At 72.5% G+C, this 23,836-nt stretch carries 20 protein-coding genes; 12 read left to right on the plus strand and 8 right to left on the minus strand.

What is annotated here, in order from left to right; genetic code table 11:
• The first annotated feature begins 79 nt into the window (after nt 1-79).
• Together ABZX22_RS01250 and ABZX22_RS01255 are read left to right on the plus strand one after the other, a co-directional pair.
• A complete protein-coding gene (locus tag ABZX22_RS01250; RefSeq protein WP_354904741.1) occupies nt 80-1,201 on the plus strand; it encodes a helix-turn-helix domain-containing protein in 1,122 nt (373 codons plus the stop codon).
• 380 nt (nt 1,202-1,581) lie between these two features.
• The gene (locus ABZX22_RS01255) at nt 1,582-2,655 is read left to right on the plus strand and encodes a hypothetical protein (RefSeq protein WP_354904744.1); all 1,074 of its coding nucleotides are present in this window, start codon (nt 1,582-1,584) and stop codon (nt 2,653-2,655) included.
• A gap of 18 nt (nt 2,656-2,673) precedes the next feature.
• Here ABZX22_RS01255 and ABZX22_RS01260 read toward each other — a convergent pair whose 3' ends face one another.
• On the minus strand, nt 2,674-3,090 hold the full coding sequence (locus tag ABZX22_RS01260) for a MarR family transcriptional regulator (protein ID WP_354904746.1): 417 nt from the start codon (nt 3,088-3,090) through the stop codon (nt 2,674-2,676).
• A gap of 69 nt (nt 3,091-3,159) precedes the next feature.
• On the opposite strand from ABZX22_RS01260, the gene ABZX22_RS01265 reads away from it, so the two are divergent.
• The 4 genes from ABZX22_RS01265 (at nt 3,160) to ABZX22_RS01280 (ending at nt 8,308) form a co-directional block, all read left to right on the plus strand.
• Nucleotides 3,160-4,893 carry an ABC transporter ATP-binding protein gene (locus ABZX22_RS01265; RefSeq protein ID WP_354904748.1) on the plus strand — a complete coding sequence of 578 codons (1,734 nt, stop codon included), beginning with the start codon at nt 3,160-3,162 and terminating at the stop codon, nt 4,891-4,893.
• 84 nt (nt 4,894-4,977) lie between these two features.
• On the plus strand, nt 4,978-6,195 hold the full coding sequence (locus tag ABZX22_RS01270) for an MFS transporter (protein WP_354904751.1): 1,218 nt from the start codon (nt 4,978-4,980) through the stop codon (nt 6,193-6,195).
• A 10-nt stretch (nt 6,196-6,205) separates the two neighbouring features.
• Nucleotides 6,206-7,768, plus strand: coding sequence for a gamma-glutamyltransferase (locus tag ABZX22_RS01275; protein WP_354904752.1), 1,563 nt, complete (start codon nt 6,206-6,208; stop codon nt 7,766-7,768).
• A gap of 222 nt (nt 7,769-7,990) precedes the next feature.
• On the plus strand, nt 7,991-8,308 hold the full coding sequence (locus ABZX22_RS01280; protein WP_354904755.1) for a DUF5709 domain-containing protein: 318 nt from the start codon (nt 7,991-7,993) through the stop codon (nt 8,306-8,308).
• Between the two features lie 56 nt (nt 8,309-8,364).
• On the opposite strand, the gene ABZX22_RS01285 is transcribed toward ABZX22_RS01280, so the two are convergent.
• The 3 genes from ABZX22_RS01285 to ABZX22_RS01295 all read right to left on the minus strand — a co-directional run bounded on the left by ABZX22_RS01285 (nt 8,365) and on the right by ABZX22_RS01295 (nt 10,262).
• Nucleotides 8,365-9,027, minus strand: a complete 663-nt coding sequence (locus ABZX22_RS01285; protein ID WP_354904757.1) for an HAD-IA family hydrolase — start codon at nt 9,025-9,027, stop codon at nt 8,365-8,367.
• A gap of 148 nt (nt 9,028-9,175) precedes the next feature.
• Nucleotides 9,176-9,586: a DUF5360 family protein gene (locus tag ABZX22_RS01290; RefSeq protein WP_354904759.1), complete on the minus strand. Its 411-nt coding sequence runs from the start codon at nt 9,584-9,586 to the stop codon at nt 9,176-9,178.
• Nucleotides 9,570-10,262, minus strand: coding sequence for a TetR/AcrR family transcriptional regulator (locus ABZX22_RS01295; protein WP_354904761.1), 693 nt, complete (start codon nt 10,260-10,262; stop codon nt 9,570-9,572). Before ABZX22_RS01295 ends, ABZX22_RS01290 begins: the two co-directional genes overlap by 17 nt.
• A gap of 92 nt (nt 10,263-10,354) precedes the next feature.
• On the opposite strand from ABZX22_RS01295, the gene ABZX22_RS01300 reads away from it, so the two are divergent.
• Nucleotides 10,355-12,253, plus strand: a complete 1,899-nt coding sequence (locus ABZX22_RS01300) for a Xaa-Pro dipeptidyl-peptidase (RefSeq protein ID WP_354904764.1) — start codon at nt 10,355-10,357, stop codon at nt 12,251-12,253.
• A 37-nt stretch (nt 12,254-12,290) separates the two neighbouring features.
• Here the strand turns inward: ABZX22_RS01300 and ABZX22_RS01305 are convergent, their stop codons facing one another.
• Nucleotides 12,291-13,091, minus strand: coding sequence for a DUF4253 domain-containing protein (locus ABZX22_RS01305; protein ID WP_354904766.1), 801 nt, complete (start codon nt 13,089-13,091; stop codon nt 12,291-12,293).
• 217 nt (nt 13,092-13,308) lie between these two features.
• On the opposite strand from ABZX22_RS01305, the gene ABZX22_RS01310 reads away from it, so the two are divergent.
• The 3 genes from ABZX22_RS01310 to ABZX22_RS01320 are packed head-to-tail and all read left to right on the plus strand — an operon-like array spanning nt 13,309 to nt 15,466.
• Nucleotides 13,309-14,289 (plus strand): histidine kinase, encoded by a 981-nt coding sequence (locus ABZX22_RS01310; protein ID WP_354904768.1) that lies wholly within the window; start codon nt 13,309-13,311, stop codon nt 14,287-14,289.
• Complete coding sequence (locus ABZX22_RS01315) at nt 14,286-14,885, plus strand: response regulator transcription factor (RefSeq protein ID WP_354904772.1); 600 nt, start codon at nt 14,286-14,288, stop codon at nt 14,883-14,885. The genes ABZX22_RS01310 and ABZX22_RS01315 overlap by 4 nt, the downstream gene beginning before the upstream one ends.
• The gene (locus ABZX22_RS01320; protein WP_354904774.1) at nt 14,882-15,466 is read left to right on the plus strand and encodes an HAD-IA family hydrolase; all 585 of its coding nucleotides are present in this window, start codon (nt 14,882-14,884) and stop codon (nt 15,464-15,466) included. The genes ABZX22_RS01315 and ABZX22_RS01320 overlap by 4 nt, the downstream gene beginning before the upstream one ends.
• 105 nt (nt 15,467-15,571) lie before the next feature.
• Here ABZX22_RS01320 and ABZX22_RS01325 read toward each other — a convergent pair whose 3' ends face one another.
• Both ABZX22_RS01325 and ABZX22_RS01330 read right to left on the minus strand, forming a co-directional pair.
• On the minus strand, nt 15,572-16,219 hold the full coding sequence (locus tag ABZX22_RS01325) for a TenA family protein (protein ID WP_354904777.1): 648 nt from the start codon (nt 16,217-16,219) through the stop codon (nt 15,572-15,574).
• A gap of 128 nt (nt 16,220-16,347) precedes the next feature.
• Complete coding sequence (locus ABZX22_RS01330; protein ID WP_354904779.1) at nt 16,348-17,508, minus strand: TIGR03118 family protein; 1,161 nt, start codon at nt 17,506-17,508, stop codon at nt 16,348-16,350.
• A gap of 91 nt (nt 17,509-17,599) precedes the next feature.
• Here ABZX22_RS01330 and ppgK point away from each other — a divergent pair, with 91 nt between their 5' ends.
• Both ppgK and hrpA read left to right on the plus strand, forming a co-directional pair.
• The gene (gene ppgK / locus ABZX22_RS01335; RefSeq protein ID WP_354904781.1) at nt 17,600-18,343 is read left to right on the plus strand and encodes a polyphosphate--glucose phosphotransferase; all 744 of its coding nucleotides are present in this window, start codon (nt 17,600-17,602) and stop codon (nt 18,341-18,343) included.
• Between the two features lie 259 nt (nt 18,344-18,602).
• Entirely contained in the window at nt 18,603-22,466 is a 3,864-nt protein-coding gene (hrpA, locus tag ABZX22_RS01340) for an ATP-dependent RNA helicase HrpA (protein WP_354904783.1), read from the plus strand.
• A 119-nt stretch (nt 22,467-22,585) separates the two neighbouring features.
• Here hrpA and ABZX22_RS01345 read toward each other — a convergent pair whose 3' ends face one another.
• Nucleotides 22,586-23,734, minus strand: a complete 1,149-nt coding sequence (locus tag ABZX22_RS01345; protein WP_354904785.1) for a hypothetical protein — start codon at nt 23,732-23,734, stop codon at nt 22,586-22,588.
• Nucleotides 23,735-23,836: the final 102 nt, after the last annotated feature.

Here is a 23,836-nt window from a genome sequence, read left to right on the forward strand (position 1 = left end):
CGCTCTTGACGGAGATCACCGTTCAGTTGTAGGGAAGAGCCCACCCGCCAGTTCCGACATTTGCTGAAAAGGCCAGGCAGTGCTGCAGCGCAGCGTCGACGACTTAGCCATCCGTCTCGGACGGCCCCTGTTGCTGGAGGACCGCCTCCAGCGCGTCATCGCCTACTCCGAGCAGGACGGCGCGATGGACGACATCAGGCGCGACTCGATCCTGCGCCGCCACACCACACCCGAGGTGCGCGGCTTCCTGAACGCCGCGGGCATCCTGGAGGCCACCGGGCCGCTGCGCACGCCCGGCGCGCCCACGCTCGGCCTGCTGCCGCGGGTCTGCGTCCCCGTACGGCACGACGGCGCGCTGATGGGCTTCCTGTGGTTCATCGACACCGCCCCCGCCATGACGGCCGCCGAGATCGACGAGGCCGTGGCCGCCGCCGGCACGCTGGCGCTGGCGCTCTTCCACGAGAGCCTGGCCACCGGTCTCGCCTCGCACCGCGAGCTGGAGGCCGTCACCGGGGTGCTGTCCGGCGACCGCGACGCCGCCCGCACCCTGGTCGAGGCGGGCTTCCCGCAGGCCCTGCCGGTCACCGCGCTGGTCGCCGCGCCGCTGACCGCCGAGCCGTCCGAGCGGTCCCGGCTGGCGCTGGAGCAGGGCATGCTCACCGTACGGCGCCGCCTCGGCGGGCTGCACCTGGTGCGCTACGACCACGCCACGCTCCTCACCACGGCCGCGCCGCCCGCCGAGGAGGTGCACGCGGCGATGGCGCTTCCCGTCGTGGTCGGCATCGGCCGGCCCCGGCCGGCCCTCGCGGAGGCCGGCGAGTCGTACGCCGAGGCCCTGCACGCGGCGCAGGTGGCGGCCAGGGTGCAGGGCCTCGGCAGGTCGGTGGAGTGGACCAGGCTCGGCGTCTACCGGATGCTGGCCAACGTCCCGCAGGCGGACCTGCATCCGGGGCTGGAACGGCTGCTGGCCGACCCCCAGCACCTGCCACTGCTGGAGACGCTGGAGACCTACCTCGACCTGGCCGGCAGTGCGGTGTCCACCGCCAGGCGGCTGCGGCTGCACCGGACGTCGCTGTACTACCGGCTGCAGCGGGTGGAGGAGTTGGCGGAGACGGATCTCAAGGACGGCGGGGAACGGCTCAGCCTGCATCTCAGCCTCAAGCTCGCCCGCCTGTCCGGCCGCTACCGCCCCCGCAGCTGACCACACCCGCCACTGCACCCGCCGCACCCGCCACCGCGCCCGCCGGGCCTGCGGAGCGGTACCACGGAGCGGTTCCACGGAGCGGTTCCACGGAGCGGCTCCACGGAGCGGTTCCACGCACGGCCCACCGGGAGCCGGCAGGGTCTTCCGGGGAACGGCTCACCCGAGGAGGAGAAGGAGCGCGCCGGACCTGCCGGGGCCATCACCTGTCCGCAACCGGACAGGTCTTCCCCGGGAGAGCCGGCGTCGGGTCAGGGGCGGGAAGAGCCGCCGTCGGTGCCGGGTGGGGCCCTCGCGAGAGGGACCGGCGGGAGGCGGGTGCGGCCGGAAACCTGGCGAGCGTGATTGATTTGCCAGCACTCGTGCCTTTTAATCACACAATGGGAGCGTTGACGCGGGGGTTCGGCCTCCGCACCCCCGCGCCCGTCGTACTCCACTCGGCCCCCTGCGTGCTGCCCGTCTGTGCCCCGCCCGTCCGCGACGGTGGCGTCGCGATCAGAGGCGAGCGCGTGCTGCAGGTGGGCTCGCGGGCCGACCTGCTGGCCTACTTCCCCGTCGAGGACGAGATCCGCTGGCCGGGGCTGATCAGTCCCGGGCTGGTGGACGCCTGCCGTACCGGACCGCCGGTGCCCGGGGTGACGAGCGCGGCCGATCTCGGGGACCGCCGCGGCCCCGGGGGTGTCACCTATCTGGAGGTCGAAGGTGCCGGCGAGCAGGTGTGGGAGGACAGCGAGCGGGACGCGCTGATCACCGCGATCCGCGAGCATCCCGGCACGGTGGGCGTGGCGGCGTACGCGTCCGACCCGCTGGTGCTGGAGGATCTGGCGGTGCTCGCGCGGACGTTCGGGCTGCGGCTCATGGCCGACCTCGGCCGCCACTCCCCCGCCGAGCTGGACGAGGCCGGCGTGCTGGGGCAGCACTGCCACGTCACGGGCGAGGCGCCGCTCGGGCCCGGCGAGCGCAAGCTGCTGCGGCTGCGCGGCACCACGCTGGCGCTGTTCGGCGGGGACGCCTCGGCGCTGGTGGAGGAGGGCTGCGCGATCGCGTTCGGCGGTCCGCCGCTGGCGACGGCGCGGGCCGTACGGCAGGCCACGCGGATGCGCCGCCTGGAGCGGGTGCTGGTGGAGGCGGCGACCCTCGGCGGCGCGCGGGCCCTGGGGATGGCCGACGGTCCCGGCCGGATCGGCACGCTGGGCCCCGGCAGCCGCGCCGACCTGGCGGTCTTCGACACGCGCGGCGGGCGCGACCCGTACGCGGCGCTCCTGGAGCAACCGCCGTGCCTGGCCACGGTGGTCCGCGGCGTGCCGGTCACGCGCGCGGGGGGCCGGGCAGGCCGGACCGAGCCGGGCCGGGCAGGCCAGGCCACACCCGGCAGGACAGACCAGGCCACGCCCCGCAGGACAGACCAGGCCACGCCCGGCAGGGTGCATCCCGAGCAGGAGCAGGCGGGCTGAGGCCCGCCGCCGGACGGTCTATTCGCCCTCGACCTCGCGCAGCAGTTCCCTCAGCCGCTCGCGCTGCTCCGGCGACAGCCCGCCGAACAGGTCCCTGGCGACCTCCCTGCGGGCCTGGCGCGCCCGCTCGTAGACCTCGCCGCCGCGCGGGGTGATCAGCACCAGCGTGGATCGCCGGTTGACCGGGTCGATCTCCCTGCGCACCAGCCCCGCCTCCTCCAGCGCGTCGACGACGGGCGTGAGGGAGCGCGGCACGATGCGCAGCGCCTCGGCGAGCTGGACCATCCGCAGCGGCCGGTCCGCCTCGATGAGCTCGCGCAGCGCCCGCGCCTGGCCGGGGCTCAGCCCCAGCGGCTCCAGACGGTTCCGGTAGCCGTGCCTGGACAGACGGCTGATCCTGTGCACGAGTTCCAGCAGCTCGGAGGCGGTGTCCACGATCAGGAGCCTACCGGTGGAAGAATTGTGAGCTAACCTCTGTTTGAGAGAACATCTGAAAGGAGTTCTATGACAGAGGAACCACGCGCGCCCTTGCGGCGCATCATCAGGCTGTTCCGGCCCTACCGCGGCCGCCTGGCCACCGTCCTGGCCCTCATCGCCCTGTCCTCGCTGGTCTCCCTCGCCTCGCCGTTCCTGCTGCGCGAGATCCTCGACGTCGCCATCCCCGCACGCGACGTGGCGCTGCTGAGCCTGCTGGCGCTCGGCATGGTCGCCGTCGCCGTCACCACCAGCGTGTTCGACGTGATGCAGACCTTCATCTCGACCACCGTGGGCCAGCGGGTCATGCACGACCTGCGCGCCGCCGTGTACGGCCACCTGCAGCGCATGTCGCTGGCCTTCTTCACCCGCACCCGCACCGGCGAGGTGCAGTCGCGCCTGGCCAACGACATCGGCGGCATGCAGCAGGTCGTCACCTCGACCGCGACCTCGATCGTCTCCAACCTCACCACCGTGGTGGCCAGCGTCATCGCGATGCTCCTCCTGGAGTGGCGGCTGACGGCGGTGTCGCTGGCGCTGCTGCCGCTGTTCGTGTGGATCAGCCGCAAGGTCGGCGTGGAGCGCAGGCGCATCACGGCCGAGCGGCAGCGCAAACTGGCCGCCATGTCGTCGATGGTGCAGGAGTCGCTGTCGGTCAGCGGCGTCCTGCTCGGCCGGACGCTGGGCCGCTCCACCGAGCTGACGCGCAGGTTCACCACCGCCTCCGACGAGCTGGCCGAGCTGGGCGTGCGGGCGAGCATGGCGGGACGCTGGCGGCAGTCGTCCATCCAGATCATCATGGCCGCGATGCCCGCCATGATCTACTGGGCCGCCGGCATGACCTCGCTGGTGTCGGTCGGCACGGTCGTCGCCTTCACCACCCTCCAGGCGGCACTGTTCAGGCCCGCGGTCTCGCTCATGCGGACCGGGGTGGAGGTGCAGAGCTCGCTGGCGCTGTTCGGCCGCATCTTCGAGTACCTCGACCTGCCGGTCGACATCACGCCGGGCACGCGGGAGCTGAGCGCGCCGCGCGGCGCGGTCCGCTTCGAGCGCGTCGACTTCTCCTACGGCGAGCGCCCCACCCTGACCGGCGTCGATCTCGACGTCCCCGCCGGGACCAGCCTGGCCGTCGTCGGGGAGACCGGCTCGGGCAAGACCACGCTCAGCTATCTCATCCCCCGCCTCTACGACGTCACGGGCGGCCGGGTCACGATCGACGGGGTGGACGTGCGCGAGCTGAGCTTCGAGACCCTGGCCGCCACCGTGGGCGTGGTCTCGCAGGAGACCTACCTCTTCCACGCCTCGATCGCCGAGAACCTGCGCTTCGCCAGGCCCGGAGCCGGCGACGAGGAACTGGTGGCCGCGGCCCGCGCCGCCAGGATCCACGACCACGTCGCCGCCCTGCCCGACGGGTACGACACGGTGGTGGGCGAACGCGGCTACCGCTTCTCCGGCGGCGAGAAGCAGCGCCTGGCCATCGCCCGCACGCTGCTGCGCGACCCGCCGGTGCTGGTGCTCGACGAGGCGACCAGCGCGCTGGACAACCAGACCGAGCGCGCCGTCCAGGAGGCGCTCGACACGCTGGCCGACGGCCGTACCACGATCACCATCGCCCACCGGCTGTCGACCGTGCGCGCGGCCGACCAGATCGTCGTGCTGGACGGCGGCGCGATCGCCGAGCGGGGGACGCACGAGGAGCTCATGGCTCTCGACGGCCGGTACGCGGCTCTCGTCCGGCGCGAAGAACCTCTCATTACCCTTTAAACGTGATAAACAGCACATTCGGAAATCGAGGCAGGTAAAGGGGCGTTCAAGTCTCTCGGTATACCCCCAAGAGATGGTCTCGCCTTGCTCTTCGCTTCCCTCAAGCACCGTAATTACCGCCTATGGGCCGCTGCCGACCTGGTCTCCGTGACCGGCACCTGGATGCAGGTGCTGGGCGTCAACTGGCTCATCCTGTCCGCCACGGGCTCGGCCACCAGCGTCGGCGTGAGCCTGGTCCTGCAGGCGCTGCCCACGCTGGCCTTCGGCCTGTGGGGCGGTGCGCTCGCCGACCGGCTGCGCGCCCGCCCCGTCGTCGTGGCCTCCCAGATCGCGCAGGGCCTGCTCGCCGTGGTGCTCGCCGTCGTAGCCGGCTCCGGGGTGACCTCCGTCCTTCCCGTGTACGGCGTGGCGCTGGCCGGCGGGCTGGTCACCGCGCTCGGCGGCCCCGCGCTCGGCCGGTTCGGCGCGGAGGTCGTCCCGCCCGCCGACCTGCCGAACGCCATGGCGCTCGGCTCGGTCGTCAACTCCGCCGGCCGCATCCTCGGCATGAGCCTGGCGGGCGTGCTGATCCCCCTCACCGGGCCCGCCGGCCTCTTCGTGCTCAACGCGATCAGCTTCCTCGCCGTGATCGCCGCCATCGCCGCGATGCGCGCCGGTGAGATGCACCGGCTGGCCCAGGCCCCCGCCGGCGCCGCCGGCATCCGCGAGGGCCTGCGGTACGTCCTGCGCACCCGCTGGCTGCTGGTGATCCTCGCGCTCTCCCTGGTCCTCGGCAGCATGGGCCGCAACTACCAGGTGACGATGGCCGCGATGGCGGCCGGGCCGCTCGGCGCGGGCGCCGGCGGCTACGGCCTGCTGTCCACGGTCTTCGCCGTCGGCACCGTGGTGGGCGGCGTCTTCGCGGCGGGCCGGCCGCGCCTGACGATGCGCCTGCTGCTGGTCACGGCCTTCCTGTCCAGCGTGGCGCAGGCACTCAGCGGCCTGATGCCCGAGCTGTGGAGCTTCGCCGCGCTGCTGCTGCCGATCGCCGCGGGCGCCGTGGTCATCGACACCACGATCGGGGCGCGCGCCCAGCTCGGCAGCCCCGACGAGCTGCGCGGCCGGGTGATCGCGGTGCTGGGCCTGGTGAGCGCGGCGGCGGGCGCGCTGGGCGGTCCGCTGCTCGGCTGGCTCAGCGACACCCTCGGCCCGCAGGCGGCGCTGCAGATCGGCGGCGTCAGCACCACGGCCGCCACGCTGCTGGCCGCGCTGGCACTGGCCAAGGTCACGGGGGTACGGATCCTGCGACCCAGGACCGCGTAAGGTCACTTCCGTGCAGAACACCCGATACGCCCGATCCGGCATGGTGTGCAGCGTCGACCACCTCGCCTCCGCCGCCGGCCTGACCATGCTCGACCGCGGCGGCTCGGCCGCCGACGCCGCCATCGCCACCAACGCGGTCCTCACGGTCACCGCCCCCCACATGTGCGGCCTCGGCGGCGACCTGTTCGCCCTCGTCCACGAGGGCGGCGGCGGGCAGGCTCCCGGCGGCGCGGGGAGCAGGGTCAGCGCGCTCAACGCCTCGGGCCGCGCCGGGTCGGGCGCGGATCCCGACCGGCTCAGGGCCGAGGGCCACACCCGCATGCCGCACCATCACGACATCAGGTCGGTGCCGGTGCCCGGCTGCGTCGACGGCTGGCTCGCGCTGCACTCCCGGTACGGCAGGCTGCCGCTGGGCACGGTGCTCGCCCCCGCCGTCGAACTGGCCGCCGGCGGCTTCCCCGTCTCGCCGCTGCTGGCGCCCATCGCCTCGACGGTCGGCCACCCCGACTTCGCCGGCGGCTTCACCCCGGGCCAGGTCATGACCAGACGGGGCGTGGCCCGCACGCTGGAGGCGATCGCCGGCTCCGGACGGGAGGGCTTCTACCAGGGCGAGTTCGGCCAGGGCCTGCTGAAGCTGGGCGCGGGCGAGTACACGGACGACGACCTGGCCGAGCCGCTGGCCGACTGGGTGGAGCCGCTGCGCGTACCGGCCTTCGGCCACCAGGTGTGGTCGATGCCGCCGAACTCCCAGGGCTACCTGCTGCTGCTGTCGCTCGGCATCGTGGACGGGCTCGACCTGCCCGCCGCGCCCGACGACCCCCTCTGGGCGCACCTGCTGGGCGAGGCGGCCAGGATCGCCGGCCACGACCGGCTCGCGCTCCTGCACGAGCACGCGGAAGACCTGGTGTCGACGGCCGAGATCGAGCGGCGCCGCGCGCTGGTCGATCCCGCCGCCCGGCTGACGGTGCCCGGCCTGACCGCCGAGGGCGACACGACGTACCTGTGCGCGGTCGACGGCGACGGCATGGGCGTGTCGCTCATCCAGTCGAACGCCTCGGGCTTCGGCAGCCTACTGGTCGAGCCGAGCACCGGGATCAACCTGCACAACCGCGGCATCGGCTTCTCGCTGACCCCCGGACACCCCGCCGAGTACGGCCCCGGCCGGCGTCCCCCGCACACGCTCACACCGGCCCTGGTCACCAGGCCGGACGGCTCCCTCCGCGCGGTCGTGGGGACGATGGGCGGCGACGCGCAGCCGCAGATCCTGCTGCAGGTCATCACCAGGCTGCTCCGGCACGGCCAGACGCCGGGCGAGGCCATCGGCGCGCCCCGCTGGCGGCTGGCGACCGGCGGCACCGGCTTCGACACGTGGGACGCGCCCGACACGACCGTCATGGAGTTGGAGGAGGGCGCCGGCTGGGCCGACGGGCTCGCTACGCTCGGCCATCCGGTGGCGGGCAGGCCGTACGGGACGGGGTTCGGGCACGCGCACCTCATCGACGTGCTGCCCGGAGGCGGCCTCGCGGGCGCGGCCGACCCGCGGGCCCTGATCGGCGCCGCGATCGGCCGCTGAGCCCCTGCGGTGGGGACGCGATGGGGGCGCGGCGGGGGGCGCGATGGGGCGCGATGGGGCGCGATGGGCGGCGCGGTGTGATGCGCCGGCCGCCTCGTCAGGCGATGCGCCGGGGTCCACGTGCGCCGGCCTCCTCGTCGGGCACGATGCGCCGACCGCCTCGTCGGGCGTGATGCGCCTGGCAGGAGGGTTCCCCGCCGGAGGAGGGGTAGGGCACCAGGCATGAGCCAACAACCACCAGACCGCTACGGACTCAGCGACGAGCAGGAGATAGAGGTCGAGGGCTGGACCGAGGACCTCGGCAGGGAGCACGTCATCGAGGAGGACGACCCCCGGCACCAGGACACCGTGGCCGAGCGGATGTGGCGCGAGGCGCCCGAGCGGGATCGCACGCCGCGCGAGGAGCACCGGCTGGTGGCGCCCGACGAGGGGCTGGCCCCCGACGTGGAGAGCGAGGAGGTCGCCGAGGAGGTGGGGGCCGACTCCGGTGACCTGTCCGCCGAGGAGCGGGCGATCCGCATCGAGCGAGATCTGCCCTAGCCAGCCGGGATCCGCCCAAGCCGGTCGGAATCCGCCCAAACCGAGCGCGATCCGCCCTAGTCGGTGCCGAGCCGTCGCAGGGCGGGCAGCACGCCGTGCAGGTCGTCGATGACGGCGTCGGCGGCGCTCGCCTCCGCCCTGTCGGCGTGCAGGTAGCCCCAAGGGCCCCGGCGCAGGAGCGCGGTCCGCATGCCCGCCCTGCCCGCGGGCAGCACGTCGTTGTCGAGCCGGTCGCCGACGTACAGGATCTCCTCGGGGCGCCGGCCGGCCACGGCGGCCACCTTGGCGAAGAAGGCGGGGGCGGGCTTGGCCACGCCCCAGCCGTCGGAGGTGTGGATGGAGTCGACCGGCAGGTCCATGGCGACGAGCGCGTCGTAGGCCCTGGTGGGCTGGTTGCCGGCGATGATCACCTGAACTCCCGCCGCGCGCAGCTCGACGAGGGCGGGCCGTACGTCGGGGTACAGGTCGTCGGCGTCGAAGTGGTTGCGCAGGCTGCCGGGCTCGTCCTTCTCCCATGCGGCGATCTCGGCCTCGACGTCGAGGCCGGGGCGGATGATCTCGAAGGCGTCGCGGTGGGAGCGGTCGAGCGCGGCGGTGCCGCCGAGGACGCCCATGAACGCGAAGCCGGGCACACCCAGCCGGTCGGCCCAGCGCGACCAGATGCGCGTCTCGTCGATCAACGTCTCGCCGACGTCGAACACCACTGCCTTGATCACCATGAATCTCCTTCGTCCGCCCCAACTCTACGGACTCCCCCGCGGCGCCCCGCGTACGGGAGCCCGCCCCCGCGCTCAGCCGGACGCTGGAGCGGCCCGGCCGAGCCCGCCAGTCAGCCGGACGCCGATGCGGCCAGGCCGGACCCGCCGGTCAGCCGGACGCCGATGCGGCCAGGCGGGGTCCGCCGGTCAGCCGGATGACGGCGGGCAGCGGGAACAGCAGCAGGTACAGGTTCGGGATCCACCAGGCCGGGGAGAAGTCGCCCCGCAGCGTCCAGAACGCCACGGCCATGAGCCCCGACGCCATGGTGAGCACCAGCGACACCAGCATGAGCGGCTCCCCTTGCCGCCGCCCGCCGCGCAGCAGCCACAGGCTGGCCAGCCCGGTCGCGCTTGCCGCCAGGTCGATCCAGAGGAACGACCAGTTCCAGTCGGCCATCAACGGGTTGGCGTAGTCGGCGAAGGCCCACTCGGCGGGGATCAGCCCCAGACCGGTCACCGTGAAGTACACGACGAACCCGACGTCCGTCACCAGCATGAGGGCCTTAGTCGTTCGCAGCACGGTCGATCATCTCCAGGAGGTGGCGGCGGGTGCGCTCGTGCAGTTCAGGGTCGGGCTCGCCGAGGCCGAACAGCCTGGCCGCCCACCAGCCGTCCACGGCCAGCCGTACGGTCGTGGCCACGGCGGGGTCGATGCCGTCGCCGGTCAGCCGCGTCTGCCAGGCGGCGAACCTCTCCCGCAGCGGCGCGAGCCCGGCGGGGTCGACGATGACGGCGGCCAGCAGCGCCGCCGTCACCTGGTCGGCGGGAGCCGCCGCCGGCACCTGGCCGGCATGAGGCTCCCCCGGCACCTGGCCGGCATGAGGCTCCCCCGGAACCTGGCCGGCATGAGGCTCCCCCGGCACCTGGTCGGCATGAGCCTGCGCCGGCGGCTTGCCGGCATGAGCCGCCGTGCGGGACTCCGGAACACTCGGGGGGATGGTGGCCTCGACGTAGGCGCGCAGGAAGTCGCCCGGCCGGTCGCCTGCGACGGCCAGCGCGGCGTCGAAGGCGGTGGTGAGCCGGCCGACCATGGCGGCCACCAGGGCCTGTTTGGTCGGGAAGTGATAGAACAGGCCGCCCTTCGACACGCCCGCGCGCTGGGCCACGGCCTCCAGGGTCAGCGCTTCGGCCCCGTCGCCGATCAGCACCTCGGCGGCGGCGTCGAGCAGCCGCTCTCTCGAACTCGGTCTCGGCATGGCCTGAAACTATACCGGCCAGCCGGTGCACTATAAAAGGTGATCGGCACGCCCGATCATGGTCAGTCCCCCCACCCCCAGGAGGACCTCGCGTGTCACGCTTACGGGCGACCCTCATCGCGCTGACCCTCGTCGCGACCACCGCGCCCCCCGCGCGGGCCGCCGTCGCCATCACCGTCGAGAACGACCGCTCCCAACCCGTCTTCTCCTACGCCGACGCCATCCGCGAGCACGTCTACGTCGAGGCCCCGATCGACAGCGACGCCGACGGCCGCCTCGACCGGGTGCGGGTGGACATCATCCGGCCCCGGGAGTCCGGCCCCTCGCTCAAGGTGCCGGTGATCATCGACGAGAGCCCCTACTACGACAACTCGGGCCGCGGCAACGAGGCCGAGCGCAAGGTCTACGACACCGCGGGCGACCTGGCGAAGTTCCCGCTCTTCTACGACAACTACTTCGTCCCGCGCGGCTACGCCGTCCTCAACGTGGACATGCTGGGCACCACCAGGTCGGACGGCTGTCCGGACACTGGCGGGCAGGCCGACGTCCTCGGCGGTAAGACCGTCATCGACTGGCTGAACGGCAGGGCGAAGGCCTACCGCGCCGACGGCTCCCCCGCCGAGGCGACGTGGACCACCGGCAAGGCCGCCATGATCGGCAAGTCGTACGACGGGACGCTGGCCAACGCCGTGGCCGCCACGGGCGTCGAAGGCCTGGAGACGATCGTCCCGATCTCGGCGATCAGCTCCTGGTACCGCTATCAGCGCTCCAACGGCGTCGTCTACAACTACAACTACGCCTCGTGGCTGGCCAACGTCGTCGACACCGACCCCGACGCCAAGTGCGCCGCCGTACGGGCCGGGATGGACGCCGAGGACGGCGACGACACGGGCGACTACAACGCCTTCTGGCGGCTGCGCGACTACGAGAAGGACGTCGCCAACGTCAGGGCCAGCGTGTTCGTCGTCCACACCGGCAACGACCTGAACGTCAAGCCCGACAACTTCTCCGCCTGGTGGGCGGCGCTGGGCCGGCGCGGCGTGCCGCGCAAGATCTGGGTCGGCCAGTACCAGCACGTCGACCCGTTCGACTTCGAGGGCAGGCGCGACCTGTGGGTCGACACGCTGCACCGGTGGTTCGACCACTGGCTCCTCGGCGTGCCCAACGGGATCATGCGCGAGCCGGTCGCCGACGTCCAGGTGGGCCCGGCGCAATGGATCACCCAGCGCGACTGGCCGGCGCGCGGGGCGGTGCGGGTGCCGCTGCGCCCCGCCGCCGACGGCGGGCTCGGGCTGCTGCCGGCGCGCAGGGGGACGACGGCGACGTTCACCGACCTGCGGATGCCGGAGACGGAGATGGTCGCCGACGTCGGCACCGCCAAGCCGGGCCGGCTCGCCTACACCACCGGGCCGCTCCCCCTCGACCTGCGCCTTTCCGGCACGCCCCTGGTCGACCTGCGGGTGGCGCTGGACCGGCCGACCGCCAACCTGACCGCGCTGCTCGTCGACTTCGGCGAGACCACCCGCGTCGACTGGCGGCGCGGCCAGGGCATCACCACGCTTGCCGAGGAGGACTGCCACGGCGAGGCGACCGCCGCCGACGACGGTTGCTACCGGAAGGTGTCCACCAACCTGGCCACCCGTCCCCTGGAGATCGTCGCCCGCGGCTGGATCGACGTGCAGAACCGCGACTCGCTGTCGTCACCCAGCCCGCTGCCCGCCGGCGAGTACGGCAGGGTCGCCTGGGAGACGCTCCCGCACGACTACGTCTTCAGGAAGGGCCACCGCCTCGGCCTGGTGCTCGCCGGCACCGACGCCACCTACAGCGGTGAGACGGGCACGGGCGCGACCGTGACCGTCGACCTGGCCGGCAGCACGATCAGCGTGCCGTTCGTGCTCAGCCGGCCGCTGACCGAGGTGCCCGCCGACCGGACCAGGTGGTACGGCCCGCAGGACGTCGAGCTGCCCACGCCCGAGATCGACTTCCGCTAGGCGGCGGGCGGCCGCCCCCGCGGGCTCAGTCCGCCGGTCAGTCCCACCAGAAGGACCAGAAGTACTGGCCGGCGATCTGCTCGGCGTAGCCGTACAGGTCGCCGGCCCCCTGCACCACGTTGTCGGGGCAGAACGCCCAGTGCTCGGCCGCCACGTGCAGCGCGTGCTCGCGGGTGACCGGCGGCGCGGCCACGCTCAGCTCCAGCGTGTTGAACCCCATCGCGACCAGGCGGGCGCCGAATCGCTCTTCCCAGCTGCGCACGACGGCGGCCAGCGGCACCATCCACTCGTTGTGGTGCAGGGCGCCCTGCCAGCCCATCACGGCCAGCGTGTCGGCACCCCTGCGGGCGGCGGCCAGCCCGAGCGGCATGCCGCGCTCGGCCAGTATCCCCGCGTACCAGTCGGCCACCTGGCCGGGGTCGCCGCGCAGCTTCCCCGGCGCGGCCAGGCCGGGACAGATCGGCCCGAACGGCTCGATCTCCACCAGGGAGTCGGCGGGCACCTGCGCCACCCAGTCCTGCCACACCTCGGCCATGAAACCGGCCGCGGTGAAGGTGTCGATGAGGTCCGGCGAGTCGGGCATCACCTGCGCCGACGACCAGGGCTGCGCCGACTCGTCGAGCAGCACCGGCCACAGCCCCGAGTGAGGGTGCTCGGCCCGCATCGCCGCCCACAGCCCGCCGGGCGCGGGCTCCTCGCTCATCCAGAAAGCCGGACGTCTGGCCGGCTGATCCGGCCACACGAGCTCGCCCGCGGGCAACCCGAAGGACAGCGACCGCCCGCGGCCGCCGTCCTCGAACAGCCGGCAAAGACTCGCCGGTAGCTGGTGCGTTTTCATGTCTCGGACGATCGTAGTGCCCCGGGACTTTCGTCCTGGTGAACACCGGATCGATGATTCTTCGGCGGATCCGGGCGATCCGCAACCCTGGAGGCATGAGGATTCCACTCGTTCCGGCGTTCCCGCTGGCAGGATGCGCGGCCGTGGACGTGCCGGCCGGACGCCGATGAGGCGCCCGGCACGCCGTCGGGCACAATCTGGCGTACTGGAGGTGAGGATGCGCCCGTTCTACGCCTGGGTCGCGGTGGCCTACTTTCCCGCCTACACGCTGGTCAGCGCGCCGACGTGGGGCGGAGCGCTGGGCCTGTCGCTCGTGGTGGCGGCCTACCTGCTGTCGGTCAGGACCGCGTCACTGCCGCCCCTGGCCGTGCTCGCCGTGACGGCGCTCGCGCTCGGCCTCGCCTACGGCGGCGCGTGGCTGTACCTGCTGCCGCTGGTGTCCATCGCGTGCGGGATCGTGGTGCGGGGGCGGGCGCTGCCGTACGCGCTGGCGGTCGTCACGCTCGCCTCGATGCTGGTGACGTGGCGGGCGGGCGGCGGCACGGACGGGGTGGCGGCCGTCGCCTGGGGCACGTTCATGGCGGGCGTCGTCGTGCACCTCACGCTGAAGCTGTCGGCGGCCAGGGAGGAGCTTGCCAGGGCCGCGGTCGCGCGGGAGCGCGAGCGCTTCTCCCGCGACCTGCACGACCTGCTGGGCCACACGCTGTCGCTGGTGGTGGTCAAGGCCGAGGCGGTGCGCAGGCTGGCGCCGCGCGACGCGGGCGCGGCGGCGGCCCAGGCGGCCGACATCGAGGAGATCGGGCGCAGGGCGCTGGGCGAGGTCCGCGCCGCGGTCGCGGGCTACCGGGGGCGCGGCATGGCCGACGAACTGGCGGCCGCCCGGCTGGCGCTGGAGGAGGCGGGCGTGCGGGCCGAGGTCGAGCCGGTGGAGGTACGGCTGCCGCCGGAGGCCGACGTGCTGCTCGGGTGGGCGGTCAGGGAAGGAGTGACGAACGTGATCAGGCACGCCAGGGCGAGCACGTGCGCCATCACGGTGCGCGACGCGGGCGGCAGGGTGGTTCTGGAGATCGTCAACGACGGCGCGCCCGGCTCGTTCGTCCGGGGGAACGGGCTGAAGGGACTGGCCGAACGGGGCGCCGAGGTGGCCGCGGCGGTCGAGGGCGAGCGGTTCACGCTCAGGGTGGCGGTGCCGGTGTGATCAGGGTGCTGATCGCCGAGGACCAGGGCATGATGCGCGACGCGCTCGCCCTGCTGCTCGGCATGGAGGACGACCTGGAGGTGGTCGCCCAGGTCGCCGACGGCGCGGCGATCGCCGCCACCGCCCGCCAGGCGCGGCCCGACGTGGCGCTGCTCGACATCGAACTGCCGCGCCGCAGCGGTCTGGACGCCGCCGCCGAGCTGCACGAGGCGGGGGTCGTCGTGCTGATCCTGACCACGTTCGGCAGGCCCGGCTACCTGCGCAGGGCGATGGAGGCGGGCGCGGCGGGGTTCCTGGTGAAGGACGCGCCGGTCGAGGAGCTGGCGCAGGCCATCAGGAGAGCCGTGGCGGGCGAGCGGATCGTCGACCCCACGCTGGCCGCCGCCGCCCTGCACGCGGGCGCCAACCCCCTCACCGACAGGGAGCGCGAGGTGCTGGCCGCCGCGCTCGACGGATCCACGATCGCCGACCTGGCCGCCAGGCTGCACCTGTCGGAGAGCACGGTGCGCAACCACCTGTCGGCGGCCATCGGCAAGACGCACACCAGGAACAGGATCGAGGCGGCCCGGCTGGCCCGGCACAATGGGTGGCTGTGACCTCCTCCTACGACGCTGTTCTCAGCGACCTCGACGGCGTGCTGCGCCAGTTCGACCACGCCGTCCAGGCCAACATCGAGGCCCGCTACGGCCTGCCGCTGATCAAGACGGCCTTCGCGCCCGACCGCATCCAGCCCGCCGTCCTCGGCCACATCACCGAGGCGCAGTGGGTCGAGTCGATCGCCGAGGCGCTGGGCGGCGACGAGCGGGCCCGCCAGGCGGCGGCCGAGTTCGCCCAGGTGCCGTTCTGGGTCGACGAGGAGGTCAGGGCGCTGCTGGCCGAGGCGCAGCAGCGGGTGCCGGTGATCCTGGTGACCAACGCCATGGACACGCTGGAGGCGCACCTCGACCTGCTGGGCCTGACCCACTTCGCCGACGCCGTGGTCAGCAGCGCCCGGGTCGGCCTGGCCAAGCCCGACCCGCGCATCTACGAGCTGGCGGCCGAGATCGCGGGCGTCGCGCCGGAGCGCTGCCTGTTCGTCGACGACCGTCCGGAGAACGTGGCGGCCGCCCGCGCGCTGGGCATGATCGGCGTGCACTTCACCGCGCCCGACGACCTGGCCGACGCGCTCGGCCGGTAGCGGCGCCCTCCGGGGCTCTTCCGCCTGGCCGCCGGGGTCGGCCGGCGGCCGTCACCTTGGCCGGAGGTCGTCACCCCCGGCCGGCGGCCGTGCGCATGGCCGCCGTCAGCCGGCGGCCATGTCGAAGAAGCGCTTCTCCAGCTCCACCGCCCGCCGGAAGACGCTCAGCACCTCCTGCCTGCGGTCCTCGCCGAGGGCGGGGCCGAGCCGGTCGAGCTCGCCGCGCAGGAAGTCCACCCACTGCCGGAACGCCGGCCCTTCGTGCAGCTCGATCCACTCCCTGTACACGAAGCTGTCCGGGTACGGCTGGGCGGCGCGCGAGGCCCAGCCCAGGTAGGTCCACTCCGCCACGCACAGCACCGCCACGATCAGCGGATAGTCCTGGCTGGTTCTGGCCTCGTCCATCAGGGTGCGGAAGTCCTCGGTGACCGGTTCGAGCACCGCGGGCCCCGTGCCGGCGCCGAGAGCCTCGAGCGCGCGATGGAAGTAGGTCTTCTCCTCGGTGGTGGCCACCTGCCCGAGGAACTGCCCGTACGGCACGCGCGCCTCGAAGCTGTCGGCGCAGGCCACCGCCGCCCCGAGCAGCGCCGTGAAGGTGTCGACGAACTGGAAGTCCTGGACGAGATAGCGCCGCATGTCGTCGTCGGCCACCTCGCCGGTGGAGATCGCCGCCGCGAACGGATGGGTGACGACCTCGGTCCACGTGGGCTCGCACTGCGCCCGCAGCCACTCGCTGAAGTTTCCCTCGCTCACGTCCGCACTTTATCGACATCATGGTGACCATGACGGCGTTGGCCGGCGTGCCGCATCTCAAGATCTGGTGAGCGATCCGGCAGCCGGCCGGGCGTGGCACGAGAAGGTCTTCGGCGCCGGGCGGGTGCTCAGTAGCCGTAGCCCGAGCCGGGGGTGGAGGCGGCCGGTGAGGGGGCCGGGGTCGAGGACGGCGGCGGCACCGGCGCGGACGACGACGGCGGGGCCGTGTGCGGGGCGCGGGCGCCCGCCGGCCGGATCAGGCCGAGCAGCCCGTGCCGGGCGCCGTCGATGCCCGCGGCGAACCACAGCGCGTTGTCGCCGCCGTTGGCGGCCGTGCCCGGCTCCAGGTCCCACAGGCCGGGCAGCACGATCGGGCGGCCGTCGCCGTCGCGCAGCGGGCCGAGGTGGCGGCCGTTCCTGAACGCGTGGATCCAGCCGTCACCGAAGTTCCCGACCAGGATCGCGCCCGCGTACTGCCCGAAGCCGCGCGGCGCGACGGTCACCGCCCACGGGGCGTTGAGCGGGCCGCGGGCGGCCAGCCGTCCGGTGAAGCGGCCGGCGGCGTCGAAGCGGCTGACGAACCCCTTGCCCTTGCCGGCCACGGACCTGCCGGTCCGGGCGTCGCGGAGGGCGTAGGAGACCCAGACCGCGCCGCGGGCCACCGAGACGTTGAACGGGGCGTACCCCTCGGGCACGAACGGGTCGGCGAACCGGCGGCGCTGCAGCCGTACCCGGTTGAAGTCGGAGTCGAAGACGTGGACGCGGCCGCCGGCGAAGTCGGCGGCCAGCAGGAACGCGCCCTTCTCCGTCTTCATCAGGGCAAGGCCCTTGTAGTCGGCGCCGCGGGTGAAGGCGGCGATGACGGCGTTCTTGGGGTCGGCCTCGGCGTTCCAGCCGGTGATGGCGCCGCTCGGGCTGGCGAAGACGAACGTGGCCGGTCTGCCCTTGACGGTGAAGCCGTCGGTGGGGTTGACGACCTGGCCCGTGGGCGCCCCGCCGGGCACGCTGACCTCGGTGGCCTCCTTCCTGCCCGTGCCGGAGTAGACGGTGGCGACGCCGGTGCCGGTGGCCGAGACCCACAGCGTCCTGCCCATGGCCAGGCCCCACGGGTTGACCAGCTTGGGATCGGTGACCGGCGCCTTGCCCCTGATGTCGGAGACCAGGTTGACGACGTCGAACCTGGTCCTGGTCCGACCCGAGACGAGACCGGCCGACGCCGGGGCGGCGGTGCCGAGGATCATGCCGAGGATCAGCGCCGCTGCGCAGAGTGTGACGATGCGTGGCCGCATCCCTGCCTCCTTGGTATGTGCGCTTGTGCCGCGAGATACGTGGGAGGATGACGCCGGGTTCATCGCGACTTTTCGGGGCAAGGACACGGACATGGATGTTCTCGGCATCGATATCGGCGGCTCCGGCATCAAGGGCGCGCCGGTGGACGTGAAAGAGGGCACGCTCGCTGCCGAGCGGCTGCGCATCCCGACCCCCCAGCCCGCCAAGCCCGAAGGCGTGACCGAGGTGGTCTCGCAGATCGTCGAGCACTTCTCGTGGAAGGGGCCCGTCGGCGTGACCTTCCCCGGCGTGGTCGTCAACGGCGTCGTGCGGACCGCGGCCAACGTGCACCGTTCGTGGGTGGGCGTCGACGCCGGCAAGCTGTTCGGCGGGGCGCGGGTGCTCAACGACGCCGACGCGGCCGGTCTGGCCGAGGCGACCTTCGGCGAGGGCCGGGGCCGCGACGGTGTCGTGATCATGCTGACCTTCGGCACCGGCATCGGCAGCGCGGTGTTCACCGACGGCAGGCTGGTGCCCAACACCGAGCTCGGCCACCTGGAGCTGAACGGCAAGGACGCCGAGCGCAGGGCCTCCGACAAGGCCCGCGAGGACCACGAGCTGTCCTGGGACAAGTGGGCCGAGCGGGTCGAGGAGTATCTCAAGCACGTGGAGATGCTGTTCTCCCCCTCGCTGTTCATCATCGGCGGCGGGGTGAGCAAGAAGGCCGACAAGTTCCTGCCGCACGTGCGGATCGACACCCCGGTGGTCCCCGCCAGGCTGCAGAACGAGGCGGGCATCATCGGCGCCGCGCTGATGGCCGCGCCCGCGCAGGCGGGCGCCGTCCCCGCCCGGTAGCGGCCGGGCCTCCGCCCGGCCCGCGCGGGCGCGCGAATTCCGGCCCGCGCGGGCGCCGCCGCGGCATCCCGGCCGCTCGGGCGGGCGGCATCCCGGCCGCTCGGGCGGGCGGCATCCCGGCCGCTCGGGCGGGCGGCATCCCGGTCGCTCGGGCGGGCGGCATCCCGGTCGCTCGGAGGGCGGGAGTAATTGGGATGCGAGCGCGGGAATGAGTCCGGCACGATGAGCGGTTGATCCGCACGCATATCCTGATAGCAGTATGGGAACGCCTTCCTTGATCTCCTCGCTCACCGACCTCCAGTCACGCCTGCCCGCGTTGATGCCGCGCGACCAGCGGCGCCTTCGGCGCAGGCTCGACGGCGCGCGCCGGGTACGCTCCCGCGAAGCGCAACAGAAGATCGCCGCGGAGATCCTCGCCGACGTGGAACGTGCCGAGCAGCGCGTGACCCGCCGCCGCGAGGTGGTCCCCACGATCCGGTACCCGGACAACCTGCCCGTCTCGCAGCACAAGGACGACATCCTGGAGGCGATCCGCGACAACCAGGTCGTGATCATCGCCGGTGAGACGGGTTCGGGGAAGACGACCCAGATCCCGAAGATCTGCCTGGAGCTGGGCCGCGGCGTGCGCGGTGTCATCGGCCACACCCAGCCGCGCCGGATCGCCGCCCGTACGGTCGCCGAGCGCATCGCCGAGGAGCTCGACACCCAGCTCGGCGACGTCGTCGGCTACAAGGTGCGCTTCACCGACAAGGCGAGCGACAACACGCTCGTCAAGCTGATGACCGACGGCATCCTGCTGGCCGAGCTGCAGAACGACCGGCTGCTCGAGCAGTACGACACGCTGATCATCGACGAGGCCCACGAGCGCAGCCTCAACATCGACTTCATCCTCGGCTACGTCAAGCAGCTGCTGCCCAGGCGACCGGATCTCAAGGTCGTCATCACCAGCGCCACGATCGACCCCGAGCGTTTCTCCCGCCACTTCGACGACGCGCCGATCATCGAGGTGTCGGGCCGGACCTACCCGGTCGAGGTGCGCTACCGGCCGCTGTCCGAGGACGACGACCAGACCCAGGGCATCGTCCACGCCTGCAAGGAGCTGGTGCTCGAGGGGCAGGGCGACATCCTGGTGTTCCTGTCCGGCGAGCGGGAGATCCGCGACGCCTTCGACGCGCTGTCCAAGGCCGACTTCCGCAACACCGAGATCCTCCCGCTGTACGCGCGGCTGTCGGCCGCCGAGCAGCACCGGGTCTTCCAGTCGCACACCGGCCGCAGGATCGTGCTGGCCACCAACGTGGCCGAGACGTCGCTGACCGTGCCCGGCATCAAGTACGTCGTGGACCCCGGCTACGCCCGCATCTCCCGCTACAGCCACCGCACCAAGGTGCAGCGCCTGCCGATCGAGGCGATCTCGCAGGCCTCCGCCAACCAGCGCAAGGGCCGCTGCGGCCGTACCTCCGACGGCATCTGCATCCGTCTCTACGAGGAGGAGGACTTCCTCGCCAGGCCCGAGTTCACCGACCCGGAGATCCTGCGCACGAACCTGGCCAGCGTCATCCTGCAGATGACCACGATCGGCCTCGGCGACATCGCCGCCTTTCCCTTCGTGGAGCCGCCGGACCAGCGGCAGGTGCGCGACGGCGTCAACCTGCTGCAGGAGCTGGGCGCCTTCGACGCCGCGGGTGGCCTGACCCCGATGGGGCGCAGGCTGGCCACGCTGCCGGTCGACCCGCGTCTGGCCCGCATGGTGCTCGAGGCGGACAAGAACGGCTGCGTGCGCGAGGTCATGGTGATCGCCGCCGCGCTGTCGATCCAGGACCCGCGCGAGCGCCCCTCCGACAAGCAGCAGCAGGCCGACGAGAAGCACCGCCGCTTCGCCGACCCCGAGTCCGACTTCCTGTCCTACCTCAACCTGTGGAACTACCTGCGGGAGAAGCAGAAGGAGCTGTCCTCCAGCGCGTTCCGGCGGCTGTGCAAGACCGAGTACCTCAACTACCTGCGGGTGCGCGAGTGGCAGGACATCTACAGCCAGCTACGGCAGGCGCTCGGCGCCCATCCCAACGGCCAGGACGCCTCGCCGTACCAGATCCACGTCTCGCTGCTGGTCGGGCTGCTGTCGCACCTGGGCGTCAAGGACGTCGTCGACAAGAAGTCCGGTGACGGACGCAGGCCCCTCCAGGAGTACATCGGGGCGCGCAACGCGCGCTTCGCCATCTTCCCCGGCTCGGCGCTGGCGAGGAAGCAGCCCGCGTGGGTGATGTCGGCCGAGCTGGTGGAGACCAGCCGGCTGTGGGCGCGGGTCAACGCCAAGATCGAGCCCGACTGGGTCGAGCCGCTGGCCCAGCACCTGGTCAAGCGCACCTACTCCGAGCCGCACTGGGAGAAGAAGCAGGGCGCGGTCGTCGCCCTGGAGAAGGTCACCCTGTACGGCGTGCCGCTCGTGGTCGGCCGCAAGGTCGGCTACGGGAAGATCGATCCGGAGCTGTCGCGTGAGCTGTTCATCAGGCACGCGCTCGTCGAGGGCGACTGGGACACCCACCACGCCTTCCTGCGCGAGAACCGGCGGCTGCTGGAGGAGGTCGAGGAGCTGGAGAACCGCGCCCGCCGCCGCGACATCATGGTCGACGACGAGGCGCTGTTCGACTTCTACGACCAGCGGGTGCCCGCCGACGTGGTCTCGGCCGGGCACTTCGACGCCTGGTGGAAGAAGCAGCAGGACAAGTCGCTGCTGACCTTCTCCCCCGAGATGTTGGTCAACGAGGGCGCGGACGTCAGCGCCCGCGACTACCCCGACAGCTGGCGGCAGCTCGGCCAGCGGATGAAGCTGACCTACCAGTTCGAGCCGGGCACCGAGGCCGACGGCGTCACCGTGCACGTCCCGCTGCAGGTGCTCAACCAGGTCAGCGCCGACGGCTTCGACTGGCAGATCCCTGGCCTGCGCGAGGAGCTCGTCACCGCGCTCATCAGGTCGCTGCCCAAGAACATCAGGCGCAACTTCGTGCCCGCGCCCAACTACGCCAAGCAGGTGCTCCAGCACGTCAAGGCCGGTGGCGAGCCGCTGCTGGAGGCGCTGGAGCGGGAGCTGCTGCGGCTGACGGGGGTACGGGTGCCGCGCGAGGCGTGGCAGATCGACCAGCTGCCCGACCACCTGCGCGTCACCTACCGGGTGGTCGACGAGCGCAAGCGGACCATCGCCGAGGACAAGGACCTCGACGCGCTGAAGAAACGCTTGGCCCCCAGGCTGCGGCAGACGCTGTCGGCGGCCGGCGACGACCTGGAACGTACGGGGCTGACCACCTGGAGCATCGCGACGCTGCCGAAGGTGTTCGAGCAGGGCCGGATGAAGGGCTATCCCGCGCTGCTCGACGCGGGCGCCTCGGTCTCGGTGAAGATCTTCGAGACGGAGGCCGAGCAGCGCAGGGCGATGTGGCTGGGCACCAGGCGGCTGCTGCTGCTGAACATGACCTCGCCCGCCAAGGCGCTGCTCGGGGGCCTGTCCAACCAGGCGAAGCTGGCGCTGTCGCGCTCGCCGCACGGCGGGGCGGTGGCGCTGTTCGAGGACGTGGTCAACGCCGCCGTGGACAAGCTGATGCGCGACGTCGGCGGGCCCGCGTGGGACCCGGTCTCCTTCGACCGGCTCTACCAGCACGTGCGGGCCGAGCTGTACGACACCGCGGCCGAGATCCTGGCGAAGGTCGAGCAGATCCTGGCCGCCTGGCACGACGTCAACCTGAGGCTGGGGGCGCTGCGCTCGTCCGCCTCGACGGAGGACGTGCGCGAGCAGTTGGGCAAACTGGTCCATCCCGGCTTCATCACGGCGACCGGCGCCGCCCGCCTCACCGACATTTCCCGATATATCCGGGCAATCGACCGGCGGCTGGCCAAGCTGCCGGAGGAGCCGTGGCGCGACGTCGAGTGGATGGACAAGGTGCACCGGGTCGAGGACGACTACCTCGACGTGCTCGACAAGCTGCCGCCCGCCCGACGGGGCGACGCCGACGTGCTGGAGATCCGGTGGATGATCGAGGAGCTGCGGGTCAGCTTCTTCGCCCAGACCCTCGGCACCCCGACGCCGGTCTCGGAGAAACGCATCGGCAAGTCCCTGGACAAACTGCTCCCCTGACGGCACGGTCCGTCCCGGTGGGCCGCCCGAGAGGCGCTCCACCGGACCGGTCACCGTCGGGGGCGGTCACGGTCGGGGACCGTCAGGAGCGGTCACCGTGCGGTCACCGTCGGGGGCGGTCACCGTCGGTCTTCGGTGAGCTCGCGCCCTCTCCGGCGGAGGAAGGCGAACTGCAGCAGCAGCAGAGCGGTGGCGCGCGGCAGCGGGGCGTGGACGAAGGACGGCAGCGAGCGCATCACGTTCTGGCCCTTCGCGACCATGAGCAGCTGCCCCGAGTCCCGGTAGGCGGGCGGACGGACGCCGAGCGACCTCAGCACCCGGCTGGCCGCCTCCCAGTCCGGGGAGTAGTCGCGCGCGCCCTGCATGGTCGCCGGCATCACGAAGACGCACTTGTCCAGCAGCCGGTTCGCGTGCAGCCACCTGATCTCCCACACCGTCCCGGCGAAGGCCAGCGGGACGATCACGATCAGCTCGGCCTGCCTGGCGAGCAGCTTGACCTTGTCCTGCCAGTCGCTCTCCGTGCACGCCACCTTGCCGGTACCGGGGATGTCCCAGGTGTGGTTGATCGGCCAGGTCTGCACCCCTTCGGGGTGAGTGGGTAGTAGGGCGCCTGGCACGCCGAGCGCGATCAGCGGCCGGTGGGCGGGAAAGGCGGCGGCCAGGATCGCCTCGAAGTCGGCCTGGATGTTGCCGGGCTGCTCACTGGCGCTTGCCTGCACGCCCACGGAGTTGCTGGCCAGGCGGCCCGTGGTCGCGAACGGCCGCAGGTAGAGCGAGAAACGCGGCGGCGGCCCCCCGGTGGGATCCGCGACGAGGGTCATGACGCGGGCGGCCCGCCGGTCGCGGGAGGACTGCCGGCCACGGCTCTCCAGCTCGACGAGCGCGAACAACGGGGCGAGCACGAGCGCGACCTGGAGGAATCCGCCCACGGTGCCGATCACCAGGACGAGGACGAGGTAGATCAGGTAGCCGGGGATCCGCAGGAAGATCGACGGAAACGCGCCGACGAACTCCAGGCCGTCGACGAACGTGGTCGCCATCCATGCGTAGAGGTCGAGCGCGGCCGACCATAACGGCGACAGCAGGACCACCACGATCACCGTCCGCAGGACCGCCCCCGTGTGGACGGGTCGCAGCGCCACGCAGGCCAGCACCGCCCCGGCCACCAGGAGCGGATGGTGGCCGAACAGCAGACCCGCGGTGACCGCCGCCGCGCCCGGCAGCGCCCAGTGGATCGCGAAGAACACCCTCAGCGATGCATGCCCCACATGCTCACTGTGCCCGCTGAGCACGGCATGACAAGACCAGACCGCAGAACTTGGTGCGGGGCCATGACGTTTCCCCTGTTCACGGCCGACGGCCCGCGACGC

It is taken from the genome of Nonomuraea sp. NPDC003804, assembly GCF_040610675.1.
In the GTDB taxonomy this organism is placed as follows: Bacteria; Actinomycetota; Actinomycetes; order Streptosporangiales; family Streptosporangiaceae; genus Nonomuraea.

What these genes read in the sequence shown, in the direction of transcription:
- ABZX22_RS01280 (WP_354904755.1), top strand. Translation starts at nt 7,991, where the DNA reads ATGAGCCAACAACCACCAGACCGCTACGGACTCAGCGACGAGCAGGAG.
- ABZX22_RS01295 (WP_354904761.1), bottom strand. Translation starts at nt 10,262, where the DNA reads ATGCCGAGACCGAGTTCGAGAGAGCGGCTGCTCGACGCCGCCGCCGAG.
- ABZX22_RS01305 (WP_354904766.1), bottom strand. Translation starts at nt 13,091, where the DNA reads ATGAAAACGCACCAGCTACCGGCGAGTCTTTGCCGGCTGTTCGAGGAC.
- ABZX22_RS01285 (WP_354904757.1), bottom strand. Translation starts at nt 9,027, where the DNA reads ATGGTGATCAAGGCAGTGGTGTTCGACGTCGGCGAGACGTTGATCGAC.
- ABZX22_RS01310 (WP_354904768.1), top strand. Translation starts at nt 13,309, where the DNA reads ATGCGCCCGTTCTACGCCTGGGTCGCGGTGGCCTACTTTCCCGCCTAC.
- ppgK (WP_354904781.1), top strand. Translation starts at nt 17,600, where the DNA reads ATGGATGTTCTCGGCATCGATATCGGCGGCTCCGGCATCAAGGGCGCG.
- ABZX22_RS01265 (WP_354904748.1), top strand. Translation starts at nt 3,160, where the DNA reads ATGACAGAGGAACCACGCGCGCCCTTGCGGCGCATCATCAGGCTGTTC.
- ABZX22_RS01255 (WP_354904744.1), top strand. Translation starts at nt 1,582, where the DNA reads ATGGGAGCGTTGACGCGGGGGTTCGGCCTCCGCACCCCCGCGCCCGTC.
- hrpA (WP_354904783.1), top strand. Translation starts at nt 18,603, where the DNA reads ATGGGAACGCCTTCCTTGATCTCCTCGCTCACCGACCTCCAGTCACGC.
- ABZX22_RS01330 (WP_354904779.1), bottom strand. Translation starts at nt 17,508, where the DNA reads ATGCGGCCACGCATCGTCACACTCTGCGCAGCGGCGCTGATCCTCGGC.